General features: G+C 43.7%; 22 protein-coding genes. 14 read left to right on the top strand and 8 right to left on the bottom strand.

Going from position 1 to position 24375, the window contains the following annotated elements:
- Positions 1-55 precede the first annotated feature (55 nt).
- From AA980_RS16960 to AA980_RS16920, 9 genes are all read left to right on the top strand, one after another.
- On the top strand, positions 56-1786 hold the full coding sequence (locus AA980_RS16960; RefSeq protein ID WP_024029449.1) for an ABC transporter ATP-binding protein: 1731 nt from the start codon (positions 56-58) through the stop codon (positions 1784-1786).
- A gap of 1 nt (position 1787) precedes the next feature.
- The gene (locus tag AA980_RS16955) at positions 1788-3644 is read left to right on the top strand and encodes an ABC transporter ATP-binding protein (protein ID WP_024029450.1); all 1857 of its coding nucleotides are present in this window, start codon (positions 1788-1790) and stop codon (positions 3642-3644) included.
- 236 nt (positions 3645-3880) lie between these two features.
- A complete protein-coding gene (locus tag AA980_RS16950) occupies positions 3881-5086 on the top strand; it encodes an MFS transporter (protein WP_024029451.1) in 1206 nt (401 codons plus the stop codon).
- 314 nt (positions 5087-5400) lie between these two features.
- Entirely contained in the window at positions 5401-6576 is a 1176-nt protein-coding gene (locus AA980_RS16945; protein ID WP_024029452.1) for an ABC transporter substrate-binding protein, read from the top strand.
- 106 nt (positions 6577-6682) lie between these two features.
- Positions 6683-7564, top strand: a complete 882-nt coding sequence (locus AA980_RS16940) for a branched-chain amino acid ABC transporter permease (RefSeq protein WP_024029453.1) — start codon at positions 6683-6685, stop codon at positions 7562-7564.
- A 13-nt stretch (positions 7565-7577) separates the two neighbouring features.
- The gene (locus AA980_RS16935) at positions 7578-8552 is read left to right on the top strand and encodes a branched-chain amino acid ABC transporter permease (protein WP_024029454.1); all 975 of its coding nucleotides are present in this window, start codon (positions 7578-7580) and stop codon (positions 8550-8552) included.
- On the top strand, positions 8527-9306 hold the full coding sequence (locus tag AA980_RS16930) for an ABC transporter ATP-binding protein (RefSeq protein WP_024029455.1): 780 nt from the start codon (positions 8527-8529) through the stop codon (positions 9304-9306). The genes AA980_RS16935 and AA980_RS16930 overlap by 26 nt, the downstream gene beginning before the upstream one ends.
- A complete protein-coding gene (locus tag AA980_RS16925; RefSeq protein WP_024029456.1) occupies positions 9307-10014 on the top strand; it encodes an ABC transporter ATP-binding protein in 708 nt (235 codons plus the stop codon).
- A gap of 654 nt (positions 10015-10668) precedes the next feature.
- A complete protein-coding gene (locus tag AA980_RS16920) occupies positions 10669-11118 on the top strand; it encodes a hypothetical protein (RefSeq protein WP_024029458.1) in 450 nt (149 codons plus the stop codon).
- 119 nt (positions 11119-11237) lie between these two features.
- Here the strand turns inward: AA980_RS16920 and AA980_RS16915 are convergent, their stop codons facing one another.
- Complete coding sequence (locus AA980_RS16915) at positions 11238-13049, bottom strand: TIGR04190 family B12-binding domain/radical SAM domain protein (protein ID WP_236691748.1); 1812 nt, start codon at positions 13047-13049, stop codon at positions 11238-11240.
- Between the two features lie 255 nt (positions 13050-13304).
- On the opposite strand from AA980_RS16915, the gene ybaK reads away from it, so the two are divergent.
- Entirely contained in the window at positions 13305-13781 is a 477-nt protein-coding gene (gene ybaK / locus AA980_RS16910; protein ID WP_024029460.1) for a Cys-tRNA(Pro) deacylase, read from the top strand.
- Positions 13782-13874: 93 nt separating this feature from the next.
- On the top strand, positions 13875-14978 hold the full coding sequence (locus AA980_RS16905) for a PRK06851 family protein (protein ID WP_024029461.1): 1104 nt from the start codon (positions 13875-13877) through the stop codon (positions 14976-14978).
- Between the two features lie 48 nt (positions 14979-15026).
- Here the strand turns inward: AA980_RS16905 and AA980_RS27520 are convergent, their stop codons facing one another.
- Complete coding sequence (locus AA980_RS27520; protein ID WP_024029462.1) at positions 15027-15179, bottom strand: hypothetical protein; 153 nt, start codon at positions 15177-15179, stop codon at positions 15027-15029.
- Positions 15180-15342: 163 nt separating this feature from the next.
- On the opposite strand from AA980_RS27520, the gene AA980_RS16900 reads away from it, so the two are divergent.
- The 3 genes from AA980_RS16900 to AA980_RS16890 all read left to right on the top strand — a co-directional run bounded on the left by AA980_RS16900 (position 15343) and on the right by AA980_RS16890 (position 18036).
- Positions 15343-16011, top strand: coding sequence for a DNA alkylation repair protein (locus AA980_RS16900; protein ID WP_024029463.1), 669 nt, complete (start codon positions 15343-15345; stop codon positions 16009-16011).
- Between the two features lie 77 nt (positions 16012-16088).
- Positions 16089-16943 (top strand): Cof-type HAD-IIB family hydrolase, encoded by an 855-nt coding sequence (locus AA980_RS16895; RefSeq protein WP_024029464.1) that lies wholly within the window; start codon positions 16089-16091, stop codon positions 16941-16943.
- Between the two features lie 16 nt (positions 16944-16959).
- Complete coding sequence (locus AA980_RS16890) at positions 16960-18036, top strand: PQQ-dependent sugar dehydrogenase (RefSeq protein ID WP_024029465.1); 1077 nt, start codon at positions 16960-16962, stop codon at positions 18034-18036.
- A gap of 122 nt (positions 18037-18158) precedes the next feature.
- Here AA980_RS16890 and AA980_RS16885 read toward each other — a convergent pair whose 3' ends face one another.
- The 6 genes from AA980_RS16885 to nosZ form a co-directional block, all read right to left on the bottom strand.
- Positions 18159-19067: a FixH family protein gene (locus tag AA980_RS16885; protein WP_024029466.1), complete on the bottom strand. Its 909-nt coding sequence runs from the start codon at positions 19065-19067 to the stop codon at positions 18159-18161.
- Positions 19064-19741, bottom strand: a complete 678-nt coding sequence (locus tag AA980_RS16880; protein WP_024029467.1) for an ABC transporter ATP-binding protein — start codon at positions 19739-19741, stop codon at positions 19064-19066. Before AA980_RS16880 ends, AA980_RS16885 begins: the two co-directional genes overlap by 4 nt.
- Complete coding sequence (locus tag AA980_RS16875; RefSeq protein ID WP_024029468.1) at positions 19738-20535, bottom strand: ABC transporter permease; 798 nt, start codon at positions 20533-20535, stop codon at positions 19738-19740. The genes AA980_RS16880 and AA980_RS16875 overlap by 4 nt, the downstream gene beginning before the upstream one ends.
- On the bottom strand, positions 20499-21839 hold the full coding sequence (gene nosD / locus AA980_RS16870; protein ID WP_024029469.1) for a nitrous oxide reductase family maturation protein NosD: 1341 nt from the start codon (positions 21837-21839) through the stop codon (positions 20499-20501). Before nosD ends, AA980_RS16875 begins: the two co-directional genes overlap by 37 nt.
- Positions 21836-22417, bottom strand: coding sequence for a hypothetical protein (locus tag AA980_RS16865; RefSeq protein ID WP_024029470.1), 582 nt, complete (start codon positions 22415-22417; stop codon positions 21836-21838). Before AA980_RS16865 ends, nosD begins: the two co-directional genes overlap by 4 nt.
- Positions 22418-22499: 82 nt before the next feature.
- Positions 22500-24365, bottom strand: a complete 1866-nt coding sequence (gene nosZ / locus AA980_RS16860) for a Sec-dependent nitrous-oxide reductase (RefSeq protein ID WP_024029471.1) — start codon at positions 24363-24365, stop codon at positions 22500-22502.
- Positions 24366-24375: the final 10 nt, after the last annotated feature.

The raw sequence follows: 24375 nt of genomic DNA, 5'->3' as shown, positions 1-24375 counted from the left end.
CCAGAACAAAATTATAATATGTTTATTACGAGACCCGAAATTCTGAGGTGGGAAGATGAAGTTTTTAGCAAAATACATAAAGAAATATTGGAAGTCTTTCAGCATTGCCGTCTTATTTCTCACCTTTGAAGCGATTAGTGACTTGCTGCAGCCGACGATTATGGCGAAAATCATTGATGAAGGTGTGGCCAATAAGGATATCCATTATGTCTTGAAAATGGGCGGGCTGATGCTCGCGATTACCGCATGTGGGGCAGTGGCTGCCTCGACAAGAAGCATTATGGCCAGCATCGTATCGCAAAATTTTGGAACAGAATTACGATCGGATTTATTTAAGAAAATTCAAACGCTCTCCTTTAAAAACCTTGATAGGTTTGACCGCGCGTCGCTCATTACCCGGCTGACAAACGATGTCACCCAGGTGCAAGTGTTTGTCAATGGACTGATGCGGATTTTCGTTAAGGCCCCGCTGCTGGCGATTGGCGGTCTCATTATGGCAACGCGACTCAATCTCCATTTATCCGTGGTGCTAGCGGTTGTGGTGCCGATTGTTGCCTTGTTAATTATCGTGAATTTACGATTAGGGTTCCCGCTCTTCGCCAAGGTGCAAAAGGCATTGGACCGTGTGAACGGTGTGATGCGTGAGTATTTATCAGGTGTTCGCGTCGTGAAGGCGTTCAATCGCTTTGATGTCGAGATTGGCAAGTTTACCAAGGTAAATGAACAGTTTAAGCAGCAATCGATCGCTGCCGGACGCCTGATGGCTACCTTTAGCCCGGCGATTATGCTGACGGTTAACCTCGGCATCATCGTTGTCCTTTGGATTGGCGGATTAGGGGTCAGCACTGGAAACATTCAGGTCGGTCATATTATTGCGTTTATCAACTATATGACGCAAATCTTATTTTCCTTGATGATGATCTCCATGGTTTTTAATATGTTCGTCCGCGCCAAGGCATCAGCAGGCAGAATTGACGAAGTCTTTTCACAGCAGGAAGACATCACTTGGAAAAACGAGACTGCACCGCCGTCTCACGCGGAAAAAGGCAGAATTGATTTTGAACATGTTTCCTTCGCGTATGACGGGACCACCGGTGAAGCTGTATTAAAGGATATTACCTTTACTATTCTGCCAGGTGAGACAGTCGGGATCATCGGCTCAACCGGTTCAGGGAAAAGTACCCTCGTCGGACTCATCCCCCGCTTTTATGATGCGGCGAGCGGCACTATTAAGGTAGATGGCGAAGATATAAAACTTGTTAACCCGAGCATTTTAAGAGAGAAGATTGCGATGGTGCCGCAAAAGAATATCCTTTTTACCGGCAGTGTCGCGGAAAATATTCGCTGGGGGAAAGAAGATGCCTCCAAAGAAGAAGTCGAAGCGGCTGCGGCAATTGCCGGCGCCCATGACTTTATCACCGCTTCTCCGGAGGGCTATGAAACTAGAATTGGCCAAGGCGGTGTTAATTTTTCCGGAGGGCAGAAGCAGCGGATTTCAATAGCCAGAGCGTTGGTGAAAAAACCGGAGATTTTAATCTTAGATGACAGCACAAGCGCAGTAGATGTAGCTACGGAGGCAAAGATAAAGGCGGGATTGAAGACATATGCCCAGGGGCTTACCTGTCTCCTGATTGCCCAGCGGATTACCTCGATTATCGATGCTGACAAAATTGTTGTGCTTGACCAAGGTGAAGTAGTTGGGTTTGGAACCCATCAAGAGTTAATCAATACGTGTATCGTTTATCAAGAAATTTATCAATCTCAGATGGGCAAGGAGGTTTTGTAACATGTCAAAGGGAACGGAACAAACCGCAAGCAGCCCTGCTGCCCCTCCTCCATTGAGACCCGGCGGTGCCCAGCGGCTTCGTGGCCCTGTCGTTAAGCCGAAGAACTTTAAGGCGACATTGAAGCGTCTTTGGCATTATTTTGGCAATGAGCGCAAAATGCTCGCGCTCATCTTACTTTTTATCGTGATTGATGCAGCCCTCATGCTCCTCGCCCCGTTCTTAATTGGGAAAGCGGTAGATGCGATGGGCCTTCATAATGGCAAAGTAGATTTTTCATTCCTGGAAATCATGATTGTCGTTCTAACGTGCGCCTATGCTGCCGATGCCGGTTTGACATTTTTACAGGGCTGGCTGATGGCCGGTGTTGCCGGGAGGGTGGTCATGCGCCTCCGCGATGCCCTGTTTAAAAAGCTGCAAAAGCTGCCGGTCTCCTTTTTTGATTCGCGAACACACGGGGAACTGATGAGCAGGCTTTCGAATGATGTCGATAACGTCAGCAATACAATCTCGCAATCAACAACACAGCTGATGTCAGGGTTGATTGTCATTGCCGGTTCGTTAATCATGATGTTAATCCTAAGTCCTGTGTTAACAGTAGCAAGCTTAGTGACCGTCCCACTCGTCTTCTTGCTGACACGGACGATTGCGAAAAGAACGAGTGTCTTTTTTAAAAATCAACAAGTACAGCTTGGGAAATTAAATGGCCATATTGAGGAGACTATTTCCGGCATTGAAGTCGTCAAAGCGTTTAATCATGAGGATAAGGTCATCGAAGAGTTTGAAGTCGTCAATACAAAGCTCCGTGCGGTCGGCCTTAAGGCACAAATTTGGTCGGGATTTCTGATGCCGATTATGAATGTGATTAATAATCTCGGCTTTGCGATTGTCGCTGTCATCGGCGGGATCCTTGCTTCTAAGAGTTTGATCACGGTCGGGGCTATCGCGAGCTTCATCACCTACTCGAGGCAGTTTGTCCGGCCGCTTAATGACCTTGCCAACATCTTTAACATCCTCCAATCAGGTGTTGCCGGGGCAGAGCGTGTCTTTGAAGTCATCGATGAACAAGAAGAGACGGCAGATACAGCTAATGCCGCGGACCTAAAAAATCCGAAAGGCCATGTTGTCTTTGAGAATGTCAGCTTCGGTTATCGGCTGGATGTGCCAATTTTAAAAAATGTCAGTTTTGAGGCGGTTGTTGGCAGCAGTACCGCTTTGGTCGGTCCAACTGGGGCGGGTAAAACGACGATCGTCAACCTGCTAACACGCTTCTACGATGTCAGCGAGGGGAGAATTCTTCTAGACGGCCGCGATATTCGTACCTATACAAGAGACAGCTTAAGGAGCTGCTTTGGGTTTGTCCTCCAGGATACGTATTTATTTTCCGGAACAATTAAGGAGAATATTAAGTACGGAAAACCCGATGCAAGTGATGACGAGGTCGAAACGGCGGCGAGAATGGCGAATGCCGATGGTTTTATCAGACGGCTCCCCCAGCAATATGAAACCATCCTTTCGGAAAATGGCGGCAATCTCAGCCAAGGAGAGCGCCAGCTGTTGGCGATTGCCAGGGTGATGCTCGCAAAACCGTCGTTATTGATTTTAGATGAAGCGACAAGCAGCATTGATACGAGAACTGAGCTCCATATTCAAGCAGCCCTGCTCAAGCTGATGGAGGACCGAACGAGCTTTATCATTGCCCACCGCTTAAATACGATTCGTGATGCCGATACAATTATGGTGATTGATGGCGGGCAAATCGTCGAACAAGGAAGCCATGACGAACTAATGAGCGCCCAAGGCCGATATTATCAAATGTTTTTTAACCAATTTAAAAATGTTGAAGAAGCGCTGGATTAACGTGCTGACCAAAGACCCCTGCTCTTTTCACTAAAGCAGGGGTCTTAACCTTTTATTTTTTTCAGTAGCTGAATAGTATAATCCGTATTCTCCATTTTTTCTGTTCTATTAAAAAATAGTGACAACTGTAAAGACAGTTGTTAAAATACCTTTATGGCTGATAGATTTACTGTCCGTCTCTAAAATAATATTTTTGGGGAATAATGTAAACGAAAATTCAGCATAAGGGGGATCCAATGAACAACAAGAAGGAAATATCAGAACGAAAATTACTGGGAATTGCCGGGATGGGCTGGATGTTCGATGCCATGGATGTGGGCATGCTCAGCTTCATTATCGCGGCTTTAAAGCTGGAATGGGATTTAACTCCGGGCCAGATGGGCTGGATTGGCAGTATTAATTCGATTGGAATGGCGGTTGGGGCCCTCGTTTTTGGGTTAATGGCCGATCGGATTGGCCGCAAACATGTTTTTATCATTACGTTATTATTATTTTCAGTTGGAAGCGGGGCCTCCGCCTTTACATCCACGTTAACGGTCTTTTTGGTGTTAAGATTTTTAGTTGGAGCCGGTTTAGGCGGAGAGCTTCCGGTTGCCTCGACACTGGTTTCTGAAAGTGTCCCGGTTGAGAAACGCGGCCGAATTGTCGTTTTGCTCGAAAGCTTTTGGGCTGGCGGCTGGCTGATTGCGGCTGTCATTTCCTATTTTGTGATTCCGAAGTTTGGCTGGCAGGCAGCATTGTTAATTAGTGCCCTTCCGGCGCTCTATGCTTTATTTTTGCGTATCGGTCTGCCCGATTCGCCGCGCTTTTCAGCCGTCAAGGATAGGGAGAAAATCTCGGCTCTTCAAAGCATGAAGAAGCTGTGGTCCAAAGAATACAGCCGCCAGACGGCAATGCTTTGGATTGTTTGGTTCTGCGTTGTCTTCTCCTATTATGGGATGTTCTTATGGCTCCCAAGCGTGATGGTCATGAAAGGCTTTAGTTTAATTAAGAGTTTTGAATATGTGCTCATCATGACACTTGCGCAGCTTCCGGGCTATTTTACCGCCGCCTGGTGCATTGAAAGGTTTGGGCGGAAATTTGTGTTAGTGGTCTACTTAACGGGTACGGCTGTAAGTGCCTACCTTTTTGGGTCTGCCGAAACAACGAATATGTTAATGACGGCGGGAATTCTGTTGTCATTCTTTAACCTTGGCGCCTGGGGCGGCCTGTATGCCTATACACCTGAACAATATCCGACTGTGATCCGCGGTACAGGCACAGGGATGGCCGCTTCCTTTGGACGGATTGGCGGTGTGCTAGGGCCTTTATTGGTCGGATATCTTGTTGCACAGAACATTTCGATTTCGGTCATTTTTACTTGTTTTTGTATTTCAGTCCTAATAGGGGCATGTACCGTTCTCTTTTTGGGAAAGGAAACGAAGAGCAAAGAATTGCTTTAATCATTAGAAGCGAGAGATTCCTAAATCAGGAGTCTCTTTTTTTTTGGGGGGAGAAGAAATTATATTTCGACAAAATAATGGAAAAGCAGATTTATTTTTCGTTAAAAATAAATCCTTATTCACTTTAAAGGAATAAACCCTATTAAGAGCGTAATAAAGGTAATTATCATTATATTCCGAATTATTTTAAAATAACGTAATTTATGACTAGACGAACTCTAAAATATTAGGTACAATATTTTCAGAATATTATCTCTTTTGAAAACAGTAAGACAATTGGTTGGGAAACTTTTAAAAAAACAGGGGGTAAAGCCATGAGAAAGAAAAAGGTAGCTGGTGTTTTCATGTCGCTTATGGTAGCGGCAGGTGTGATGGCGGGATGCGGTTCTGCGAATACAAGCGGGGATGGCGACAAGGATGGCGTGATTAAGATTGGAGCCAACCTTGAGTTATCCGGAGGTGTTGCCTCTTACGGTCAATCGATTAAGGAAGGGATTGAACTGGCGTTTGAAGAGATTAATAAAGAGGGCATTGATGGTAAGAAGCTGAAGCTCGTTCCATTTGACAATAAATCTGATGCACCTGAAGCGATTAATGGTGCTACAAAATTGATTAGCCAAGATAAGGTTGCCGCTATTATCGGTGCTGCTACTAGCGGAAATACAAAAGCACAAATAGAAATTGCTCAAAGTAACAGCATTCCGCTCTTGACGCCAACTGGTACAAGTGCTGACGTGACAGTGAACAAGGGCAAATTAAATGATTTCGTCTTCCGTACTTGCTTCATTGACCCATTCCAAGGGACAGTGGCAGCGAATTTTGCGGCGAAGGAATTAAATGTTAAAACGGCTGCTGTCTTCATTGACAGTGCAAGTGACTATTCTAAGGGACTTGCTGCCTCCTTTAAGGAATTATTTACAAAAATGGGCGGAAACGTCGTCATTGAAGAAGCATATTTAGCGAAGGATACGGACTTCCACGCCCAATTAACGAATATTAAAGGGAAAAATCCTGATTTCATTTTTGTTCCTGGATATTATGAAGAGGTTGGTCTAATTGTTAAACAGGCTCGTGAATTAGGACTTAAGGTGCCAATGATGGGCGCTGATGGCTGGGACTCTCCTAAACTAGTAGAACTTGCCGGCAAGGATGCCTTAAACAATACGTTTATTACCAACCACTATTCTTCTGGGGATTCTGATCAGAAGGTTCAAGATTTCGTGAAAGCCTTCAAAGCTAAATACAAAGATAAGTCACCTGATGCCTTCAACGCTTTAGGTTATGATTCTGCTTATTTCATTGCCGATGCCATCAAGCGTGCCGGCAGCAGCGATCCAAAAAAAATCCAAAAGGCTCTTGCTGAGACAGATGGGCTTGAACTTATCACTGGAAAAATGAAGCTTGATAAAAACCATGACCCAATCAAGGCAGCTGTTATTTTAGAATATCAAAACGGCGAACAAACATTTAAAACGAAAGTAAATCCTTAAATAGAAAAGCGCAAGCGCACAAACTTTATAGTTTTCAAAAAGAATAGGGAGAATTTATGTCTCCCTATTCACTTTTACAGAGTCCTTTCTAAGGAGTGTTTTTAACATGGAACAATTTATTCAGCAACTCGTCAATGGAATTTCCATCGGTAGTATTTATGCTCTGATTGCCCTCGGGTACACAATGGTATACGGGATTGTCAAACTCATTAATTTTGCCCATGGAGATGTCTTCATGGTTGGCGCATTCATCGGTTTTTATTCTATTACTATTTTTCATTTAGGGTTTTTCCCAGCCTTACTTATTTCCATGGCTGCCTGCGCCATCTTTGGCGTTTTAATCGAGCGGATTGCCTACAAACCGCTAAGGAATGCAACGAGGATTGCTGCCCTGATTACGGCGATTGGAGTTTCCTTATTTATCGAATACGGAACGATCTATGTTCGTGGCGCTCAGCTCGAGTCCTATCCGGACGATATCGTTCCATTGAAGAACTTTGACATTTTCGGTGTTACCATTAGCGGCAAGTCGATCCTTATATTAGCTGTATCGATCTGCTTAATGATTGTGCTTCAATTTATCGTTCATAAGACCAAAATCGGCAAAGCGATGCGGGCCGTTTCCCATGACATGGATGCCGCAAGATTGATGGGGATTAATGTAAATAATACGATTTCTGCCACGTTTGCGATTGGTTCAGCCCTTGCCGGTGCAGCCGGAGTGGTTTTCGGAATGTACTATACAAAAATTGAGCCATTGATGGGAATTATCCCCGGTCTTAAAGCCTTTGTTGCCGCTGTTTTTGGCGGAATCGGGATTATCCCTGGAGCAATGACCGGCGGATTAATATTGGGTGTGATTGAGGCGCTTGTAAGTGCGGTTGGAGGCTCGCTATGGCGAGACGCTGTTGCTTTTGTTGTGCTGATTCTGATCTTAATTTTCCGTCCTGCAGGCCTATTGGGCAAAAATGTCAGGGAAAAGGTCTAGGGGGCATGACGCGATGAATCTATTAAAAAAGGCAAAAGGTTTTTGGGGCACAATCGTCCTAGTCGTTATCTTTTCGGTTGTCACGCAATTACTCATTAACGGGGGGACCTTAAACTCCTTCTATGTCAACACGTTATTTTCGATTGGCATCAATATCATCCTTGCCGCCAGTCTTCATTTAATTATCGGTGTTACCGGGCAGTTTTCGATTGGACATGCCGGTTTCCTCGCCGTTGGGGCCTATGCTTCCGCAATTATTACAATGAAATTAGGGCTGCCGTTCCCAGTGGCCATCCTCGCTGGCGGTGCGGCAGCAGCGATTGCCGGTCTGATTATCGGGATTCCAACGTTGAGACTGAGAGGGGACTATTTGGCGATTGCCACCCTTGGTTTCGGTGAGATTGTCAAGATTGTTTTCTTAAATATTGATTATATCGGCGGGGCCAGCGGCATGACGGTAACCCATCTAACAACATGGCCATGGCTGATTGCCTGTGTTGTCATTACGATTGTTGTCATCGTCAACTTCACGAACTCGACGCATGGACGAGCCTGTATTTCTATCAGAGAAAATGAAATTGCCGCTGATGCGATGGGGATTAATACGACATTTTATAAGGTAATGGCGTTTATCATTGGTGCCTTCTTTGCTGGTGTTGCCGGTGCACTTCATGCCCATAACTTTTATATTATCCAGCCGCCAAATTTCGGGTTTCTGAAATCGTTCGATATATTGATTTTAGTCGTGATTGGTGGTTTGGGAAGTATGTCGGGAGCAGTAATTGCGGCTATTGCTTTAACGATCATTTCAACCTTCCTTTCTAGTTATCCAGAAGTACGGATGGTTATTTACAGCCTCGTTTTGATTGTGATGATGCTTTTCCGTCCGCAAGGATTAATGGGATCGAAAGAAATTACCTCTTTCTTGAAACTAGGCAAAGCTGCTAAAGGAGGAGTGCACAATGATGGCAAAAACACCGTTGCTTAAAGTCGAGAATGTCGGCATCCGTTTTGGCGGCTTAAAGGCCGTTTCCGATGTTAATTTAGAATTAAATCAAGGAGAACTTGTTGGATTAATTGGCCCGAATGGTGCTGGAAAAACAACGTTTTTTAACCTGTTAACAGGTGTCTATGTTCCGACTGAAGGAAGCATTTCGCTGGACGGTGGAAAATTAAATGGGCTGGCTCCTTATAAAATTAACCAAAAAGGAATCAGCCGGACGTTCCAGAATATCCGCCTGTTTAGTGATTTATCTGTGCTTGATAATGTAAAGGTTGCCTATCATTCGCTTGCTAAGCATTCGATTGTCAGCTCCCTCCTCCGCCTCCCTTCCCATTTTTCCGGTGAAAAGGAAATGGAGGAAAAGGCGATTGAATTCTTGAAAATCTTTAAGCTTGAGTCGGTCATGCATGAACAGGCAAAAAACCTGCCATATGGGCAGCAGCGCCGACTTGAAATTGCTAGAGCCTTGGCGGCCAATCCAAAATTATTGCTCCTTGATGAACCTGCTGCCGGGATGAATCCGCAGGAAACCGAGGAACTGATGAATTTAATTGCCCTGATCCGTGAACGGTTTTCGTTAACGATTCTATTAATTGAACATGACATGCTTCTTGTTATGGGAGTGTGTGAACGAATATATGTGCTTGACCATGGTCAATTGATTGCCCAGGGTACACCGGAGCAAATCAGAAATAATCCAAAAGTCATCGAAGCGTATCTTGGCGAGGAGGTCTCTTAAATGCTGAAAATAAACGATATTAATGTTTACTATGGAAATATTCATGCATTGAAAGGAGTTTCCCTCGACATCAAACAGGGAGAGATTGTCACACTGATTGGTGCCAATGGTGCTGGAAAAAGTACGCTGTTAAAGACCATTTCCGGATTATTAAAGCCGAAGACCGGCGAAATCTTGTTAGAAGGTGAGCATTTAGCCGGGAAGGTCCCGCAGTTAGTTGTGAAGCGCGGTATTTCACAAGTACCGGAAGGCCGCCGTGTATTTGCCAACATGTCGGTTGAGGAAAACCTGGAATTAGGTGCTTACTTGCGCAAAGATAAAAAAGGGATCCGTGAAGACTTTGAAAAGGTCTTTCAGCTTTTTCCGCGCTTGCAGGAACGCCGTAAGCAGTTGTCAGGAACGTTATCAGGCGGCGAGCAGCAAATGCTAGCGATGGGCCGTGCCTTGATGGCCAGACCGCGCCTATTGCTGTTAGATGAGCCCTCCATGGGTCTTGCCCCGCTGCTCGTGAAAACAATCTTCCGGATTATTGAGGAAATCAATCAAACGGGCACCACCATCCTGTTGGTTGAGCAAAATGCCAATATGGCATTATCCATCGCCGACCGTGCCTATGTCATTGAGACGGGGAAAATTGTTGCAGCAGGTACTTCAGAGGAACTGAGCCAGAGCGATCAAATTAGAGCAGCCTACTTGGGCGGGCATTAAAAGGGTGTTGGGGGAATCCGTTAAGGTTGGGGGATTAGGTTAAGCACCCAAGCTGATAAATAGACGGAGAAATTCCGCTAAATTAGTAATTATTAATAAAAAAGGCTTAAATAGGCGGAGAGATTCCGCCTATTTACTTGAAAAGTTCGAAAATGGGGGATTTTTCTTGGCATAATCGGAAAATCTCCCCTTATTTACCCCGAAACGAACTCCAATCTGCATTTAACCGGAAAATCTCCGCTTATTTTATTTTTGCCAGGCTTTCGTGCCAGACCCCCGGGGCAGTAACGCTTTAGCTCAGCGGGGGTCTGACACCAAAATCCAGCCTTTTTAATATTGGGATTTCCTTAACATTGTAAATTTCAAGAAGCTCTCATAAAAACAAAAGACCAGAGAATTCTGGTCTAGAATGTTAATGGTTTTCTTTGATTGATGCATTTCCTTGGCATGAAATTTATAGAGCTGATAACGGGGGTAGTTGGAAAACACTTTATCAATTCACTCCAGCAAATGGTGCAGCAAGTGTAATTAATCTAGCTCCAGTTTTTGAAAATGCACAAATTAGAATTTCGAAATAAAATGAGAGCTTTGTGGATAGCCCTATATTTGGCTATCCACTTTTCTAGCTATTTCATATGAAGGGTGAGTATTAAAATGGAGGGCTTAGTCCAAAAGAATATAATAGGTGCAGCAATGGTTTTTACTCTAAATCATGGACTGACGTATCTTGCTCTTAATTTAGGATTAAAGGTTGCTATAAATAGTAAATCACTTATGGAAGGCACGTTTTTCGGTATGCTTTATAATATTCCTGCATATTTAATATTTATCACTATTAATATTGTGACCTTTTTATTAATTAGGGTACAGTTTAAAAAATGGCCTTTATGGTTGAATGTGGTAGTATTATTAGTAATAACCCATTTGATTACAGGTAGATTAGATGAATGGGATAGTTTTTATTGGTTACGTTATACTATTGCCTTTTCATCATTATTATCAGTAAATCTTATAGTAAATAAATTCAAATGGCCTATCAAGGTATTAGTAAGTACATTACCTATAATCATTATATTAATAACGATTTTTGCCTATAAGGAATAACTTAGCTTTTTCGGGGAATTGTTACATTTACAATTGTAAATTTCAAGACGCTCTCTTAAAAAACAAAAGACCAGAGAATACTGGTCTTCTGAGATTCGCAAACCTGCATGTTTTATTGATTACATTTTCATCTTTCTTTGTTCAGGTTCAAGCTGGAATTGCTTGCGCCGTTTTGGGCTTAGCCAATGTCTGAAATTGTTTACGTAATCCTCATAAAGCTGCTCTAATCCGACTAAGGCGAGTGAAAAGAAATTAGCATAATTCTTTTGGACTTCCCACTTTAACTCGTTCTTACCACAGATGCTGTATTTATTTAATTCTTCAATTTCCCGTTGAATCTTTGCTAATTCCCCCGTCTGCTGATCCTCAGGCAGTGAGAGAAGGTAATCAATTTTTTCGATATATTCCATCGATTTTTCGATTTTCACTTTAATGTCATCATAGCCGGCTTGATCGATGAGATTGTATTTTAATTTAAACTCATTTAGCTTTTGGGCGGCTTCATAGGTCGAATTCACAATATCATCCCGGGTCATATCCTTTGTTTCATAACTAAGCATATGCTTCCATGATGGCTGGGTAATCGCCGTGCGGTGGTCCTCCAAGGTATGGCAGAGTTTTTTATAGCCATGGATTTCCGGATGTTCAAAGGCAGGACTCGCCGGGTCGAGGAACGGTGCGAGTGGTGCCACAAAGTAAAAAATTCTTGGGTCATGCTGACAGGCTAAATGAATCGTTTCGCAGAAATCAATGTTTTCAACGGCACTTTTGTAGGTCTGGCCGGGGATTCCGACCATGAAGAACAAGTCGATTTTTTTACAGCCATTCTGTAAGGCGAAATTAAGCGTATCAATGACTTTTTGATTGGTACAGCTGAATTTTCCATTATAACGTCTGATGTTTTGATCATGGGTTTCAAGGGTAATTTCAATGCTATATTTAGGGACACTGTCATTCATTTGTTTGAAGAATTCCTCATCGGCATATTGGAATAATTCGAACACGATTTCATTCTTAAGATTCAGTTCTTTAAGCCGGCTGAAAAACTCATTGACATATTCACGGCCGCCCTGCCTTAGGTCATGGAGAATGAAAATAGGTGCCCGGCTGAAGCGGGAAATAAATTGAATATCTTCGACAAGCTTCTTCGGCGACCGTAATGCCAGCGAATTGCGATTGCAGTTTTGGTCATAGGCCTCCCTGGAACCGCCGCAGATGAGGCAGTTTTGCGAACAGCCGCGTGCTGTAAGTAAAGCGGTGTTCGGGTATTGCAGCCAGCCGTTGTAGGGGAGTGGGTCAAGGAAATTACGATATTTAAACACGGAACGAATCGTATAGCGATAGCCCGGAACGTCGATATCATCCAAATCCTTTGGCACATATGTAATCGGATTGAAGCCGCATTCGCTGCCCTTTTTCCAGGTTAAATTAGGGATGTCGGCATAATGGGTATTCCCCGCTTCAAGTTTATTCATCAAAAGGAGCATCAGCTTTTCGGTTGAGTCGCCGCGCATGACAAAGTCGATACACGGATATTCAATTAATTCTTTATGATAATACGTCGCCGACAGGCCGCCGAAGATGATCGGTGTTTCGGGATGGATCGCTTTCACAATTTTTGCAAGTTCAATACTGCCATGGGCATGCGGGAGCCAATGGAGGTCGATGCCGAATGCTTTCGTTTGGACTTTTCGTAGTTTTTTTTCCACATCAAATGTTTCACTCATCAGCATCCGGTTAGCGATGTTGATGATTTTCACCCGCAGCCCGTAGCGCTCCAAATAGTCAGCAATACTTGTCAGCCCGATGGGATACATTTCAAACACTGGTGATGATGGCACCACATCACTGATCGGACCGGCGAGCAGGGAGTTTTTTCGAAAGTCATAAACACTTGGCGCATGCAGGAGAACTAAATCGTATTTCATCATAACCACCTCAAATTGTTTTCTATGTATTTTTGCAAAGATAATTTTGTGAATAAGTTCACATTATTATTTGTAAGTATATTGGATAATTTTAGTTTACTATATTAGTGGGTTAATAGAGTGACAAATGGGTGACAAATTTTGGGGGATTTTGTGTATGGTGGAAAGTAATCTAAAGAATCACCATAAAAACATCGTAATTTTGCTAAAATAAAGGAAAAAGGGCTTTTTTCATGAAAAGCGAAAAGGAAGAATAGAATGTCACAGACGAAAACAAATGCAATGCGCATATTGGATGCGAAAAAGGTCAGCTATACTATGAAGACATATGATAATAAAGATGGAAAAATAGATGGCGTTTCGGTGGCGGAGAAGATTGGCCGCGACGTAAACGAGGTATATAAAACGCTTGTAGCCCAGGGTGCGAGTAAAAATATCTATGTCTTTGTTATTCCGGTTGCGGCTGAGTTGGATTTAAAAAAGGCTGCCAAAGCAGCTGCTGAAAAAAAGGTCGAAATGATTCCCGTAAAGGATATTCAAAAATGGACCGGTTATATCCGCGGCGGCTGTTCCCCAATTGGGATGAAAAAGGAGTATCAGACCTTCCTCGACGAAAACTGCCTGCTCATTGATTCAATCGTTGTTAGTGCTGGGAAAATTGGTGTTCAAATCGTGCTCAAGCCGGAGGATTTAAAGGAATTAACGAAAGCAGAAATCATCGATTTGAGAAAATGAAATTTTTACATGGGCACTCACCTATAGACGGCATAAGCATAAGATAGTGTGATATTAACCTTATGTTTATTATGAAAAAGGGAGTGTTGATGAGTGGCAGGAAAAATTAAAAATTATTTTGCCGGCGGTAATACAGCTAGGGGGTTCCATAATCTGTACGATTCCAACCTCCAGGGACTTGATCGCTTATTTATTTTAAAAGGCGGTCCGGGAACAGGTAAATCCTCACTAATGAAGAAAATTGGCCATGAATGGATTGAAAAGGGCTATAATGTTGAATTTTTGCATTGTTCATCTGATAATAATTCGATTGATGGCGTGTTAATCCCGGTGTTGAAGGTTGGAATCGTTGATGGTACCGCGCCGCATGTGATTGAACCGAAAGCACCAGGAGCAGTGGAAGAATATATAAACTTGGGCGAAGCTTGGAATGCGAGGGCGCTTGCGGTTCAAAAGAAACCAATCCAGCAGCTGACCGATCAGATTAGTCAGTTGTTCCAGAAGGCGTACGCGACCTTTAAGGAAGCGTTGGAAATTCATGATGACTGGGAGAAAATTTATATAAACAGCATGGATTTTAACAAGGCCGACCAATTGACAAGAAAACTAATTGACAGCTTTTTTGGAAAAATGAAGTTGAATAAGACTGCGGATGTCCGCCATCGGTTCTTAGGGGCCGCCACGCCAAAGGGTGCCGTTGATTTTGTCCCGAATTTAACGGAGGGGATTCCGAAACGCTATTTCATTAAAGGACGCCCTGGCTCCGGAAAATCGACGATGCTGAAAAAATTGGCCGCTGCCGCAGAGGAGCGCGGTGTCGATGTCGAAGTGTATCATTGCGGCTTCGATCCGAATAGCCTGGATATGCTCATTTTCAGAGAGCTGGGTGTGGCTATTTTTGATAGTACGGCCCCGCATGAATATTTTCCAAGCAGGGACGGCGATGAAATCATCGATATGTACGAAATTTTGATTGACCCGGGAACGGATGATCTTTTTGCCGAGATTATTAGTAAAATAGCGGCGAGATATAAAAGCAAAATGACGGAGGCAACCAGCTATCTTGCAAAGGCAAAAGAGCTCCATGATGAGCTTGAGGCCATTTATATTGCGGCGATGGATTTTTCTGTTGTCGAAGGGATTCAGGCAAAGATTGCGGAGGAAATCAAGGAATTGGCGGAGGCAAGTCACCATTAATCGTTCGTTAGCAAATGAGGTGCCGGTATCATCCCGGCACCTCATTTATTATGGATTGGTCTTGCTTTTCTGGGCTTTCGTGTTGCGTTTATTGCCCTTACTGTTATCGCCGCTGACAAACTCAGCAGCAAATTCCGCCTCAGCGTTTCCTGCCTGCGGGGAGTTTTGATTGCGGCTTCCTTTGTTAAACTTTTTCGTCATCTACTTTCCCTCCTTTTTTACTAAGTTTTAGTTTGGCTTTGGTACAGCTGTTTATGCGTGAAAAATAAAAAGGGGAAGTTGAAAATTAGTAGAATTAATACAAAGCAAGCCTTGTTTTACAATTAATTAAAGAGGACAAACTGTTGCAGGGAGCGTGAGTTAATTGTCATCAAATATCGAGTTATTAACCAAGAAATTTGAAGAGAACCGCAATCAAGCGGAAGCAGAACCGATGAAGAAATATATGAAGGGTCATTTTGAATATTTAGGGATTAAATCCCCGTTGCGAAAAGAATTAGAAAAGCAATTTTTCAAGGAAACGGGGATATTAAAGGAGCCATTTAACAAGGAATTTGTGAAGGCGCTTTGGGAGAAAGAGGAACGGGAGTACCAATATACGGCCCTAACTTATTTGGAGAAATCGCTGAATAAGTTGAAGAAAGCGGATTTTCCGTTTATGGAGCAGCTGCTTACGAGAAAATCGTGGTGGGATACCGTCGATGCGATTGCGCCAAAGCCGGTTGGGAAGATTGCTGAAAAATTTCCGGAAGTCATTACGGAAACGATTGATGACTGGGCTGTTGATGATAATATGTGGCTCCGGCGGGCAGCGCTTCTTTTTCAGTTAAAATATAAAGGCAAAACGAATGATGCTCTGCTCTATCACTACATACGGCAAAATGCCGATAGTAAGGAATTTTTTATCCAAAAGGCAATCGGCTGGGCGTTGCGCGAATACTCGAAGACCAATCCGGCTTCCGTCAAGAAGTTCATCGAAGCTCAGCCGCTCGCGCCATTAAGTGTTCGTGAAGGCAGCAAGTATTTGGACTGAGCAAAAGGGAATCATGTTTAGGTTGTTCGTGTTAGAATGGCACTAACGAAAACTAAGAAAAGGTGGATTTTGACAGCATGATTAAATGTATAGCATCAGACATGGATGGAACATTATTAAATTCGGTTCAACAAATTAGTGAGGAAAATAAGCAAGCCATTATAAAAGCACAAGCGCAAGGAGTAGAATTTGTCGTGGCGACGGGCAGGTCCTACCAAGAGGCGACCTATGTCTTGGCTGAGGCGGGAGTTAGCTGTCCGGTCATTTGTGTCAATGGCGCGGAGGTCCGCTCGAAGGATGGGGACGTGATTTCGGCAACGCCAATCAGCAAACAGTTAACAAGAGAAGTTGCGGCGAAATTAACGGAAGTTGATGTGTATTTTGAAGTGTATACCAATAAGGGTGCCTTCACGGTTGACGCGGATAAGGCCGTTTCGACGCTCGTTGACATTATCGTCAGCGCCAATCCTGAAGTAAAACGTGAAGAGATTATCTATGCTGCTGGAGCAAGGCTGCGTGATGGCTTGGTTCATACGGTCGAAGATTATGAAATTCTCTTTAGTGACGAAGAGTATCAAATTTATAAGCTGCTTGTTTTCTCGTTTGATGCTGATAAGCTTGCGGCTGCTGGTAAATTGTTAACAGCTTTTAACGAACTGGCTGTTGCCGCCTCAGGCCGGGAAAACCTAGAAGTAACCAATAAGAAGGCGCAAAAAGGACTGGCGCTTGAAGCATTCGCTCATGCAAAAGGAATTTCCTTGGCGGAGACCATGGCGATTGGCGATAACTATAACGACGTTTCGATGTTTGAAAAAGCCGGCAGATCGGTGGCGATGGGAAATGCTAATTATGAAATTAAGTCACTATGTGATGTTATAACGGACACCAACGAGGAAAACGGCGTCGCGAAGGCGATTTTGGAAGTATTATAGAAGGGAAGAGGTGTTTATGTACCGCTTTGGTTCTATTTTCCTGATGCTGATGTTGTTGCTTTCAGGCTGTTCTTTTTTTGAAAAAAAGGAGGAAGGCGGGCAAGCGGATGAAGCGGTTGTCATTGAGCCTGAAGTGGAAGTGGTGGCTGTAAATTTATCTGTCCCATGGTCGATTGATAAAATTGGGCAAACCTTCTATCTTAGTGAACGAACTGGAAGTATCGTAAAAGTGGAAGCTGGTAAAATGGAACGCCAGCGTGTGCATTTTGAAAAGCCGCTGGGCGAGGCAGCTGAAGCAGGGCTGCTCGGTTTTGTACTAGACCCTGAATTTGCTGCGAAACAAAAGGCATTTGCTTATTATACATATACGGATGATGGCGGGGGGCAGTTTAATCGTGTTGTTGTGTTAGGTTATAATGCTGGTATTTGGAAGGAGGAGCGGATTCTGCTTGATCGCATTCCAAGTGCGGCCTACCATCATGGCGGCAGGATGAAGATTGGTCCTGATGGGAAGCTCTATATTACGACGGGTGATGCGACAACACCTTCTGTTGCTCAAAATCTCGGTTCGTTAAATGGGAAAATTTTAAGAATGAATTTGGATGGGGCGATTCCGGTCGATAATCCGGATCCGAATTCGTATATTTATAGTTATGGTCACCGGAATCCGCAGGGGTTAGCGTGGATTGGAGAGACGTTATATGCAAGTGAACACGGGCAATCGGCACATGATGAAATTAATCGGATTAAGGCTAGCGGGAATTTTGGCTGGCCGGTTATACAAGGAATGGAGAAAAAGACGGGGATGGAAACGCCTTTGTTCCAGTCAGGTGCTGAGGTAACTTGGGCTCCTTCTGGGATGGCGGCAGCTGACGGCAAGCTCTATGTTGCGGAGTTAAGAGGGAATGCCGTTCGCGAGTTTGATGTGGAACGGAAGCAAAGTAGGGTGGTAATAAGCGATTTGGGGCGAATACGTGATGTGTTTGTTGACGGCGAGTATTTATACTTTGTCAGTAACAATACTGACGGCCGCGGAGATCCTGATGCGAAGGACGACAAATTGTATCGGGTTCGGGTGGATGATATTAAATAATTCATGAGGACAGAACCAGTGCGATTTTGTCTTTTCGACAATTGGGAAGGGGTTTTCGACAGTTGGCTCAGCTTATTCGACAGTTGGATACTGTTTTCCGCCAATTGAAACGTAGAAACTCCCTAAAGAATTTCGATCTTTAAGGAGTTTACTTGAGAGACGAGGAGTTCTTCGTATTTTTGCTGTGCCTGGTAGAGGACGTCTTGCTCGCCGGCCTGTGGGTTTTCCTTTTGCACTTGCGCAACGACGTCCTCTTGGACCTTCCGGGATAAAACAATCAGCTTATATTGCTGCTTTTCTGTTGCCCAAAACTTGTCCTCGCCGTAGTCACTAATCAACTTTTTCGCAGATGGGAATCCATTATATTGCTCGCGCGCCTTGCTGACTGCCGCGTTAACCTCAGTATCCGCCGCTTTGTGCCCCTTTTCATCGGCAAGCATTGCCATTGAGCGCAGGCGGATAATCTGTGTTAATAATTGATTCTTATCGTTGCTTATTTTCTCCTGTGAGTCTAAATAGGCAAGCTCTTCCTCTAACTGCTTGCCCGTATATTTTTGCTGAGCGGTTTCTCGGTTAATTGCCAGCTGCAAGCGATTGACCAATTGATAAAAAGCTAAATCTTCATTCGTAATCCATTCGCCGTTTATTGTGGCGACTCCTTTCGCTTTCACTACGTTGATTTCAATGACCTTTTCCGATTTCACACCGTCTTTTTCCATCCTAAAAGCGACCTCATACTTCCCGCTCATTGGCAGGGCAACATTACCGGAGTAGGTACCATCTTTGCCCTCAGCTAACTTCACATCCGTTGTGCCGTGATCCATATTGGCCATCGAAAATTCTGCGGAGACAGCGAGTCCTTTAACCGCCTTTTTCCCCTCGGTTACTTTAATTTCAAACGGTGCCGCGGTATTCTGTTGATAATAAAGCTCCTTTGTTACTTTGATTGTATAATCAGGTCCCGAACTGCAGCCAGTCAGCATCGCCATCAGCATTAGCAAAAAAGTCGCAAACAACATACTTTTCTTCATGACTCAATCCCTCCTAAATTGTGTGTCGCCAAAAAATCGTCAACTGTAAATTTCTCCATTTTTCTCTCATTTAAATAGGCCACATGGGTACAGACCTGGCGGATTTCATCGAGATGATGCGACGACAGCAGAATCGTTTTATCATGAAGGGATTTCAGCACCTCGAGAATTTCCTTTCTTCCCATCGGATCAATGCCGCTTGTCGGCTCATCCAAAATCAAGATGCTGGAATCCTGGTAAAGCGTAATCGCTAGGCCGAGGCGCTGGAGCATTCCCTTTGAATAAGACTTCACTTGGACATTGCGGTCGTCCCACAAGCTGACCGATCGAAGCGCGTGCTCGATTCGTTCCAAATCGGCGGTTTTCTCTACAGCTTCGGCAAAAAAGGTCATATTCTCGAGCCCGGTCAGCATCGGATAAAGCATAAACTTCTCCGGCAAGTAGGCAATGGCCTTTTTCCAAGCAGCGTTTTTCTTTGTGACTTCCATCCCGTTGATTGAAATAGACCCTTGTTTAACAGGCAGCAAGCCTAGGAGACTATTAATAAACGTGGATTTCCCCGCGCCATTGCGGCCGACAAGCGCACAAATTTCGTTTTTGTTAATCTGAATCGTGACCGAATCTAACACTGCTTTTTTTCCGAACGATTGGTCTAAATGCTCCACCTTAATCATTCATACCCCTCCTTACGGTTGAAGACAATTGCGGTACCAACAGAAACCGCAAGCCAGACAAGCAAATTTCCGAGCAAAAAGAGGACCGGCTTTGTCCACATAAAGGCTTGCATTAGCCTCGACATGTGACCGAACGAATACACACCCATCCCGGTTTCCAAGTACATCCTAACGGACTGAAGCGGATTTAAAAAGTAAATCGCGGAAAAGAATTTTACATTTTCATAGGTGACGTCAGGTAAAAACGATAGCAGAATAAAATCGTGCAGGAAGAAAAAGTAAAACCAAACGAATATTGTATAGCCGATGATTTGCATCCGCGAACGGCTGAAGCTCCCGATCGCTGCGCCCATCTGCAAGAAAAGAAGCGTCATCAGGACAATCGCTGCCACGAACACTAAATAGCTTTTGATATCGAGTTGAAAGGTAAATTTCAATAGCAGCAAATAGATGAAAAACCAGACAATCAGCGGGACAAGCACAACTGTATAAAGCCCGAGGCTTTTTTTAACCAAAAAGCTTGGATAATTGTCCTTCTTCGTGAGCAGCATGATCAACGTCTTTTGTTCCTTTTCCTGAAAAATCGAGAACGCCCCGATAAATAGGCTTAGAATCGGAATAAAGTAGATGAGCGTATCAAATAGATTGATTAACAAAACATAAAAGCCTTTATCAAAGGAAAGCGCTGTGGAACGGAACAAAATACTGACAGATATGAGCACAATAATACTTAATGAAAGCCAGAGCCCTTTACCTCTTATATTTTCCTTCCATTCCTTCCAAATATAATGCATAGTCGATGTCCCCCCTTCAATAAGATCAACACCGCAACCCCCGTGATGACTAGATATAGAATCCAAGCATGCTCAGCTTTTGCGGCTGCTAATGGGTGTGAATCTTGAAACATAACTTCGTCGTCCATCAATGTCGCATTGATTTTTTCATAAATTGAAATCGCCGGGCTTTTTAAAAATAGATTGGTCAGTTCTTGGTCCTCAATCAGCTGATGGAGGGAAGAATGATAGGTGACTGGAAAATCACCGATCCCGTCTTGGTTTAAATCGGTGAGCGGAAAGCTTGCGCCCCAGTCGTTGCCCTTGCCATCCTTGCTCCAAGCATTGTTTTCCCCTTTGCCGCCAAGGGTAACGGCGGGGATGGTATTTTCGGAAATCCGGTTCAAGGTGAATATTTGCTCGTTGGAGCTGGCCCACAGTTCAATGCCAATCTGATTTTGGATGATGCGGTTCCCCTGAATCGTGTTTCTTGTTGCTTGGTCAATATACAAGCCCCGCTGGTTCATGTAAAAGGTGTTGTTTTTTATATCATTATCATTGGCTTGCAATAGCAACAGGCCAAACGATTGGTTTCCATAGTTAATGATGAATTGGTTGTCTTCTAGTTTCAGATGATTCGAGTTCATGACAGCAGCGCCGCCCGTATTCATTGTAAATACATTTCGTTTAAAAATATTTTCGTCTGAGTACATGTAATGCAGACCATATCTCGTATTGGTTATGTTATTGTCATAGCTTTTATTTCCATTGGCGTAATCAAAGAACATTCCGTCCCGAGTGCCGTCGACGGTATTGTGTTCTAAGAGATTATTATTTGCATAAAAAACATGAATGCCATTGCCTTGGGCGGCAATTTCCCCTTTTCCCATCCCTTTAATATCAGCGTAGCGGATGGTATTATCGTGGGCCTTGCTTAAATAAACACCGTGAAAGGAATGGCGGATGCTGACATGTTCAACCACATTATGATCGGTGTAGATTTTGATGGCTGCGTATTCCTCGCTGGAGTTGCGGTCCATGCTTCCGCCTGACACCGTTAAATGGCTCAATTTTACATCTGGTGCCTTAATCGAAATCACGTTCCCGGTTCCGTCTCCTTTGATCACGGTTTTAGCTGCGCCAATAATCGTCAGTGGTTTATTGATGACGATATTGCCTTCATAGGTTTTATTTTCAAGCTTTAATACCGCCCCCTCTTTCATGGAGTCGATCATTGCTTGCAAGTTTTCGGCTGCCATATTTTTCTCAGGTTTCATGACTATAAACAGGGAAAAAATGAAAGAAAAGAGCATTAGTTTTTTCATTTTTTTCGATCCTTCCATACCGGAATTAGTAATAGAATAAAGGCGGCGATGACAAAATAGATGCCTGTGCCTAGTAAACTGTGTGTTACAAAATTTGCCACTGTATTTTGACCGATAATCGGCGGAACAAATGGGTCAATTTTTATCGGCGCCTTTGGACTTAAATTGGTTCCGTATTTTTGTAAAGCAAAATGGAGGTCCATTATGCCGGCCAGACCGCCAATCATGAAGATGCTAATCAGCCCGTAAAGCACTTTCTTATTGCGAAGAATCGCCGTTAATAGGGTTATAACGGCTAATCCGCCAACAAGGTAGGCAAGGTAGGATAATTCAGGGAAATTTTCTGCACCGAAATTCGACATCCCGATATAGTGGTTCAGCCCATTAATAATATCAATTTGTCCTTCGAGCTTGTTCGGATAGACGATAATATTTAAGCCTTCCGGATATTGCGGTGCATAAAAGACCATCTTCCACCACGGAAAAAATAAGGAAACGACGATTAAAATAGCTGATAGTCCAATTAGTAATGAAGACGTGATTGATAATTTAGTACTTTTCCGACTACTATCATTCAAGTTAACCACTCCTTTAATAGTGCAAATAAAGATAAATGGAGGTGGGTACCAATTTTTCTAATTGATACCCACTGAAAAACATTTATTGTTTCGGTTTTACTAAGAAGTAGCCGTTCATTTCCTGGTGTAAGGCTGAGCAGAAGTTTGTACAATAGATTGGGAACGTCCCCGCTTTATCGGCTGTAAACTCAATCGTATTTGTTTGTCCAGGCTGAACTTCTATATTCAAGTCATAGCTGTTAATCGCAAAACCATGGGTAATATCTTCATCAAAGTCAATATTGGTTAAATGGATGAAGACGTGATCTCCTTCGTTAACCTCAATTACGTCCGGGCGTTTTGCTTTTGCGTCGAAAATGAATCTTGAGCGCATCGCGATCCCGTAAACGTGGACTTCGTTGCCTTTACGGACTATTTTAGTATCATTTTGCTTGTAAACGGCATCTTTATTTTTTTCATCCTTTGGATAAACATTAATCGTTTTAATCTTGTCGGCCTTAATCATTTGGGCATAGTGCGGCTCTGGGTCAACCGGTGCCGATTGAATCACCTTCATCTTGCCGCTGATGTCAATTAACTGCATCGATTCAGGGTGTGACGGTCCAACTGACAAGTAGCTGTCCTTGGCAATTTTGTTCAGAGCAACGAGCCAGTGCCCATCAGGTGAGACGGTGTCACCTTCAGCAGCAACAGAGTGGCCTGGTGAATATTGAACAGGGACACGGTCTAAGGTTTTCCCCGTATTCGGATCCCATTTTACGACTTCTGAAGAAATGAACATTGTAGTGTAGGCCATGCCTTTGTCGTCAAATTGGGTATGAAGCGGTCCAAGGGCATTTTCTGGGTTTACTTCTCTTTCCATCACGGATTTATAATTAAGGATTGGAATCCCGTTACGTTCACCGGCGAAGTCTTTGTTTTCAACAGCTTTAAATGCCTTTTCAAACGAGAATACCGTCATCGCAGGTGCTAATTTTCCGGAAGCGATAAAGTATTTACCATCAGGTGTAACATCGACTCCGTGTGGTGATTTAGCGACCGGCACTAAATAAATACCGCCTTTTTGTTTTTCAGGGTAGATCATCTTTTGGCCATCAACATCTTCATATTTGCCTTCCTTGACCATCTTCTCAAGCTCTTTCCAGTTAAAAAGAACAATATAGTCACGGTCTGCTTGCGAAGCATTTACTTCTAATGTTGTTGTTGCTTCTTCTGTATTGTAGGTCGTCATCACGGCCCAATCGGCAGAGCCTTTTTTACCTGCATCAGACAGATCATAGGACCAAGGTGGAAGTGCAACCTGGTAAGCAATATTCAACTTGACATTCTTTTCGTCAAAGGTAACCGCTGACATAACCCCGCGGTAGTTTTGGCTATAGTTATCAAGTGATTCATATTTTTGGCCAACCGGCACGGCGAAACGAGTCGGCAGGAACATATACTCTGTATTTTCCGTTACGAATGCAGCACAGTGCGGGCCGGCTGTGTTTGGAACCTTGATGATATCTTTTGTCGTGAAGGTTTCCAAATCAACAACAGCGGCACGGCTGTTGCCAACATCGGTTGCAAACATCCACTTTCCATCATAATCGCCCTTTGTTTCCGAGAAGGCCGGATGGTGCAGGTCCCCCCACGTATAGCCGCCCATTAATTTTTTCGAGTGCTCATCAAAACCATAGCCCGTTGCGGAATCCTGCGAGAAGACAGGAATTGTTCTGATTTTGCGCATCGATGGCACACCATAGATAAACATCTGTCCAGAGTGGCCGCCAGATGCGAATAAGTAATAATCATCTTTTTGACCGAATGGAACATACACTTTTTCAGCATCACTCTTGTTGCTTGAAGCAGCTTCCGTGTTTGTCTTTGCGGAAAAGTCAGCGAATGTGATTGTTGCGGCAATAAAACCGGCAAGCAAACCGGAGGCGATTGGGATCCATTTTTTCATTTACTTACAC

This window comes from Neobacillus vireti, assembly GCF_001026695.1.
In the GTDB taxonomy this organism is placed as follows: domain Bacteria; phylum Bacillota; class Bacilli; order Bacillales; family Cytobacillaceae; genus Neobacillus; species Neobacillus vireti.
Note: the sequence above shows the minus strand (reverse complement) of the source record. Positions and strands in the feature narration are given on the sequence as shown.

Excerpts from the sequence above, each read along its gene's own strand:
- AA980_RS16890 (WP_024029465.1), top strand. The coding sequence starts at position 16,960 with ATGTACCGCTTTGGTTCTATTTTCCTGATGCTGATGTTGTTGCTTTCA.
- nosZ (WP_024029471.1), bottom strand. The coding sequence starts at position 24,365 with ATGAAAAAATGGATCCCAATCGCCTCCGGTTTGCTTGCCGGTTTTATT.
- ybaK (WP_024029460.1), top strand. The coding sequence starts at position 13,305 with ATGTCACAGACGAAAACAAATGCAATGCGCATATTGGATGCGAAAAAG.
- AA980_RS27520 (WP_024029462.1), bottom strand. The coding sequence starts at position 15,179 with ATGACGAAAAAGTTTAACAAAGGAAGCCGCAATCAAAACTCCCCGCAG.
- AA980_RS16950 (WP_024029451.1), top strand. The coding sequence starts at position 3,881 with ATGAACAACAAGAAGGAAATATCAGAACGAAAATTACTGGGAATTGCC.
- AA980_RS16925 (WP_024029456.1), top strand. The coding sequence starts at position 9,307 with ATGCTGAAAATAAACGATATTAATGTTTACTATGGAAATATTCATGCA.
- AA980_RS16940 (WP_024029453.1), top strand. The coding sequence starts at position 6,683 with ATGGAACAATTTATTCAGCAACTCGTCAATGGAATTTCCATCGGTAGT.
- AA980_RS16920 (WP_024029458.1), top strand. The coding sequence starts at position 10,669 with ATGGAGGGCTTAGTCCAAAAGAATATAATAGGTGCAGCAATGGTTTTT.
- AA980_RS16930 (WP_024029455.1), top strand. The coding sequence starts at position 8,527 with ATGATGGCAAAAACACCGTTGCTTAAAGTCGAGAATGTCGGCATCCGT.
- AA980_RS16915 (WP_236691748.1), bottom strand. The coding sequence starts at position 13,049 with ATGATGAAATACGATTTAGTTCTCCTGCATGCGCCAAGTGTTTATGAC.
- AA980_RS16880 (WP_024029467.1), bottom strand. The coding sequence starts at position 19,741 with ATGATTAAGGTGGAGCATTTAGACCAATCGTTCGGAAAAAAAGCAGTG.
- AA980_RS16935 (WP_024029454.1), top strand. The coding sequence starts at position 7,578 with ATGAATCTATTAAAAAAGGCAAAAGGTTTTTGGGGCACAATCGTCCTA.
- AA980_RS16875 (WP_024029468.1), bottom strand. The coding sequence starts at position 20,535 with ATGCATTATATTTGGAAGGAATGGAAGGAAAATATAAGAGGTAAAGGG.
- AA980_RS16955 (WP_024029450.1), top strand. The coding sequence starts at position 1,788 with ATGTCAAAGGGAACGGAACAAACCGCAAGCAGCCCTGCTGCCCCTCCT.
- AA980_RS16960 (WP_024029449.1), top strand. The coding sequence starts at position 56 with ATGAAGTTTTTAGCAAAATACATAAAGAAATATTGGAAGTCTTTCAGC.
- AA980_RS16885 (WP_024029466.1), bottom strand. The coding sequence starts at position 19,067 with ATGAAGAAAAGTATGTTGTTTGCGACTTTTTTGCTAATGCTGATGGCG.
- AA980_RS16895 (WP_024029464.1), top strand. The coding sequence starts at position 16,089 with ATGATTAAATGTATAGCATCAGACATGGATGGAACATTATTAAATTCG.
- AA980_RS16945 (WP_024029452.1), top strand. The coding sequence starts at position 5,401 with ATGAGAAAGAAAAAGGTAGCTGGTGTTTTCATGTCGCTTATGGTAGCG.
- nosD (WP_024029469.1), bottom strand. The coding sequence starts at position 21,839 with ATGAAAAAACTAATGCTCTTTTCTTTCATTTTTTCCCTGTTTATAGTC.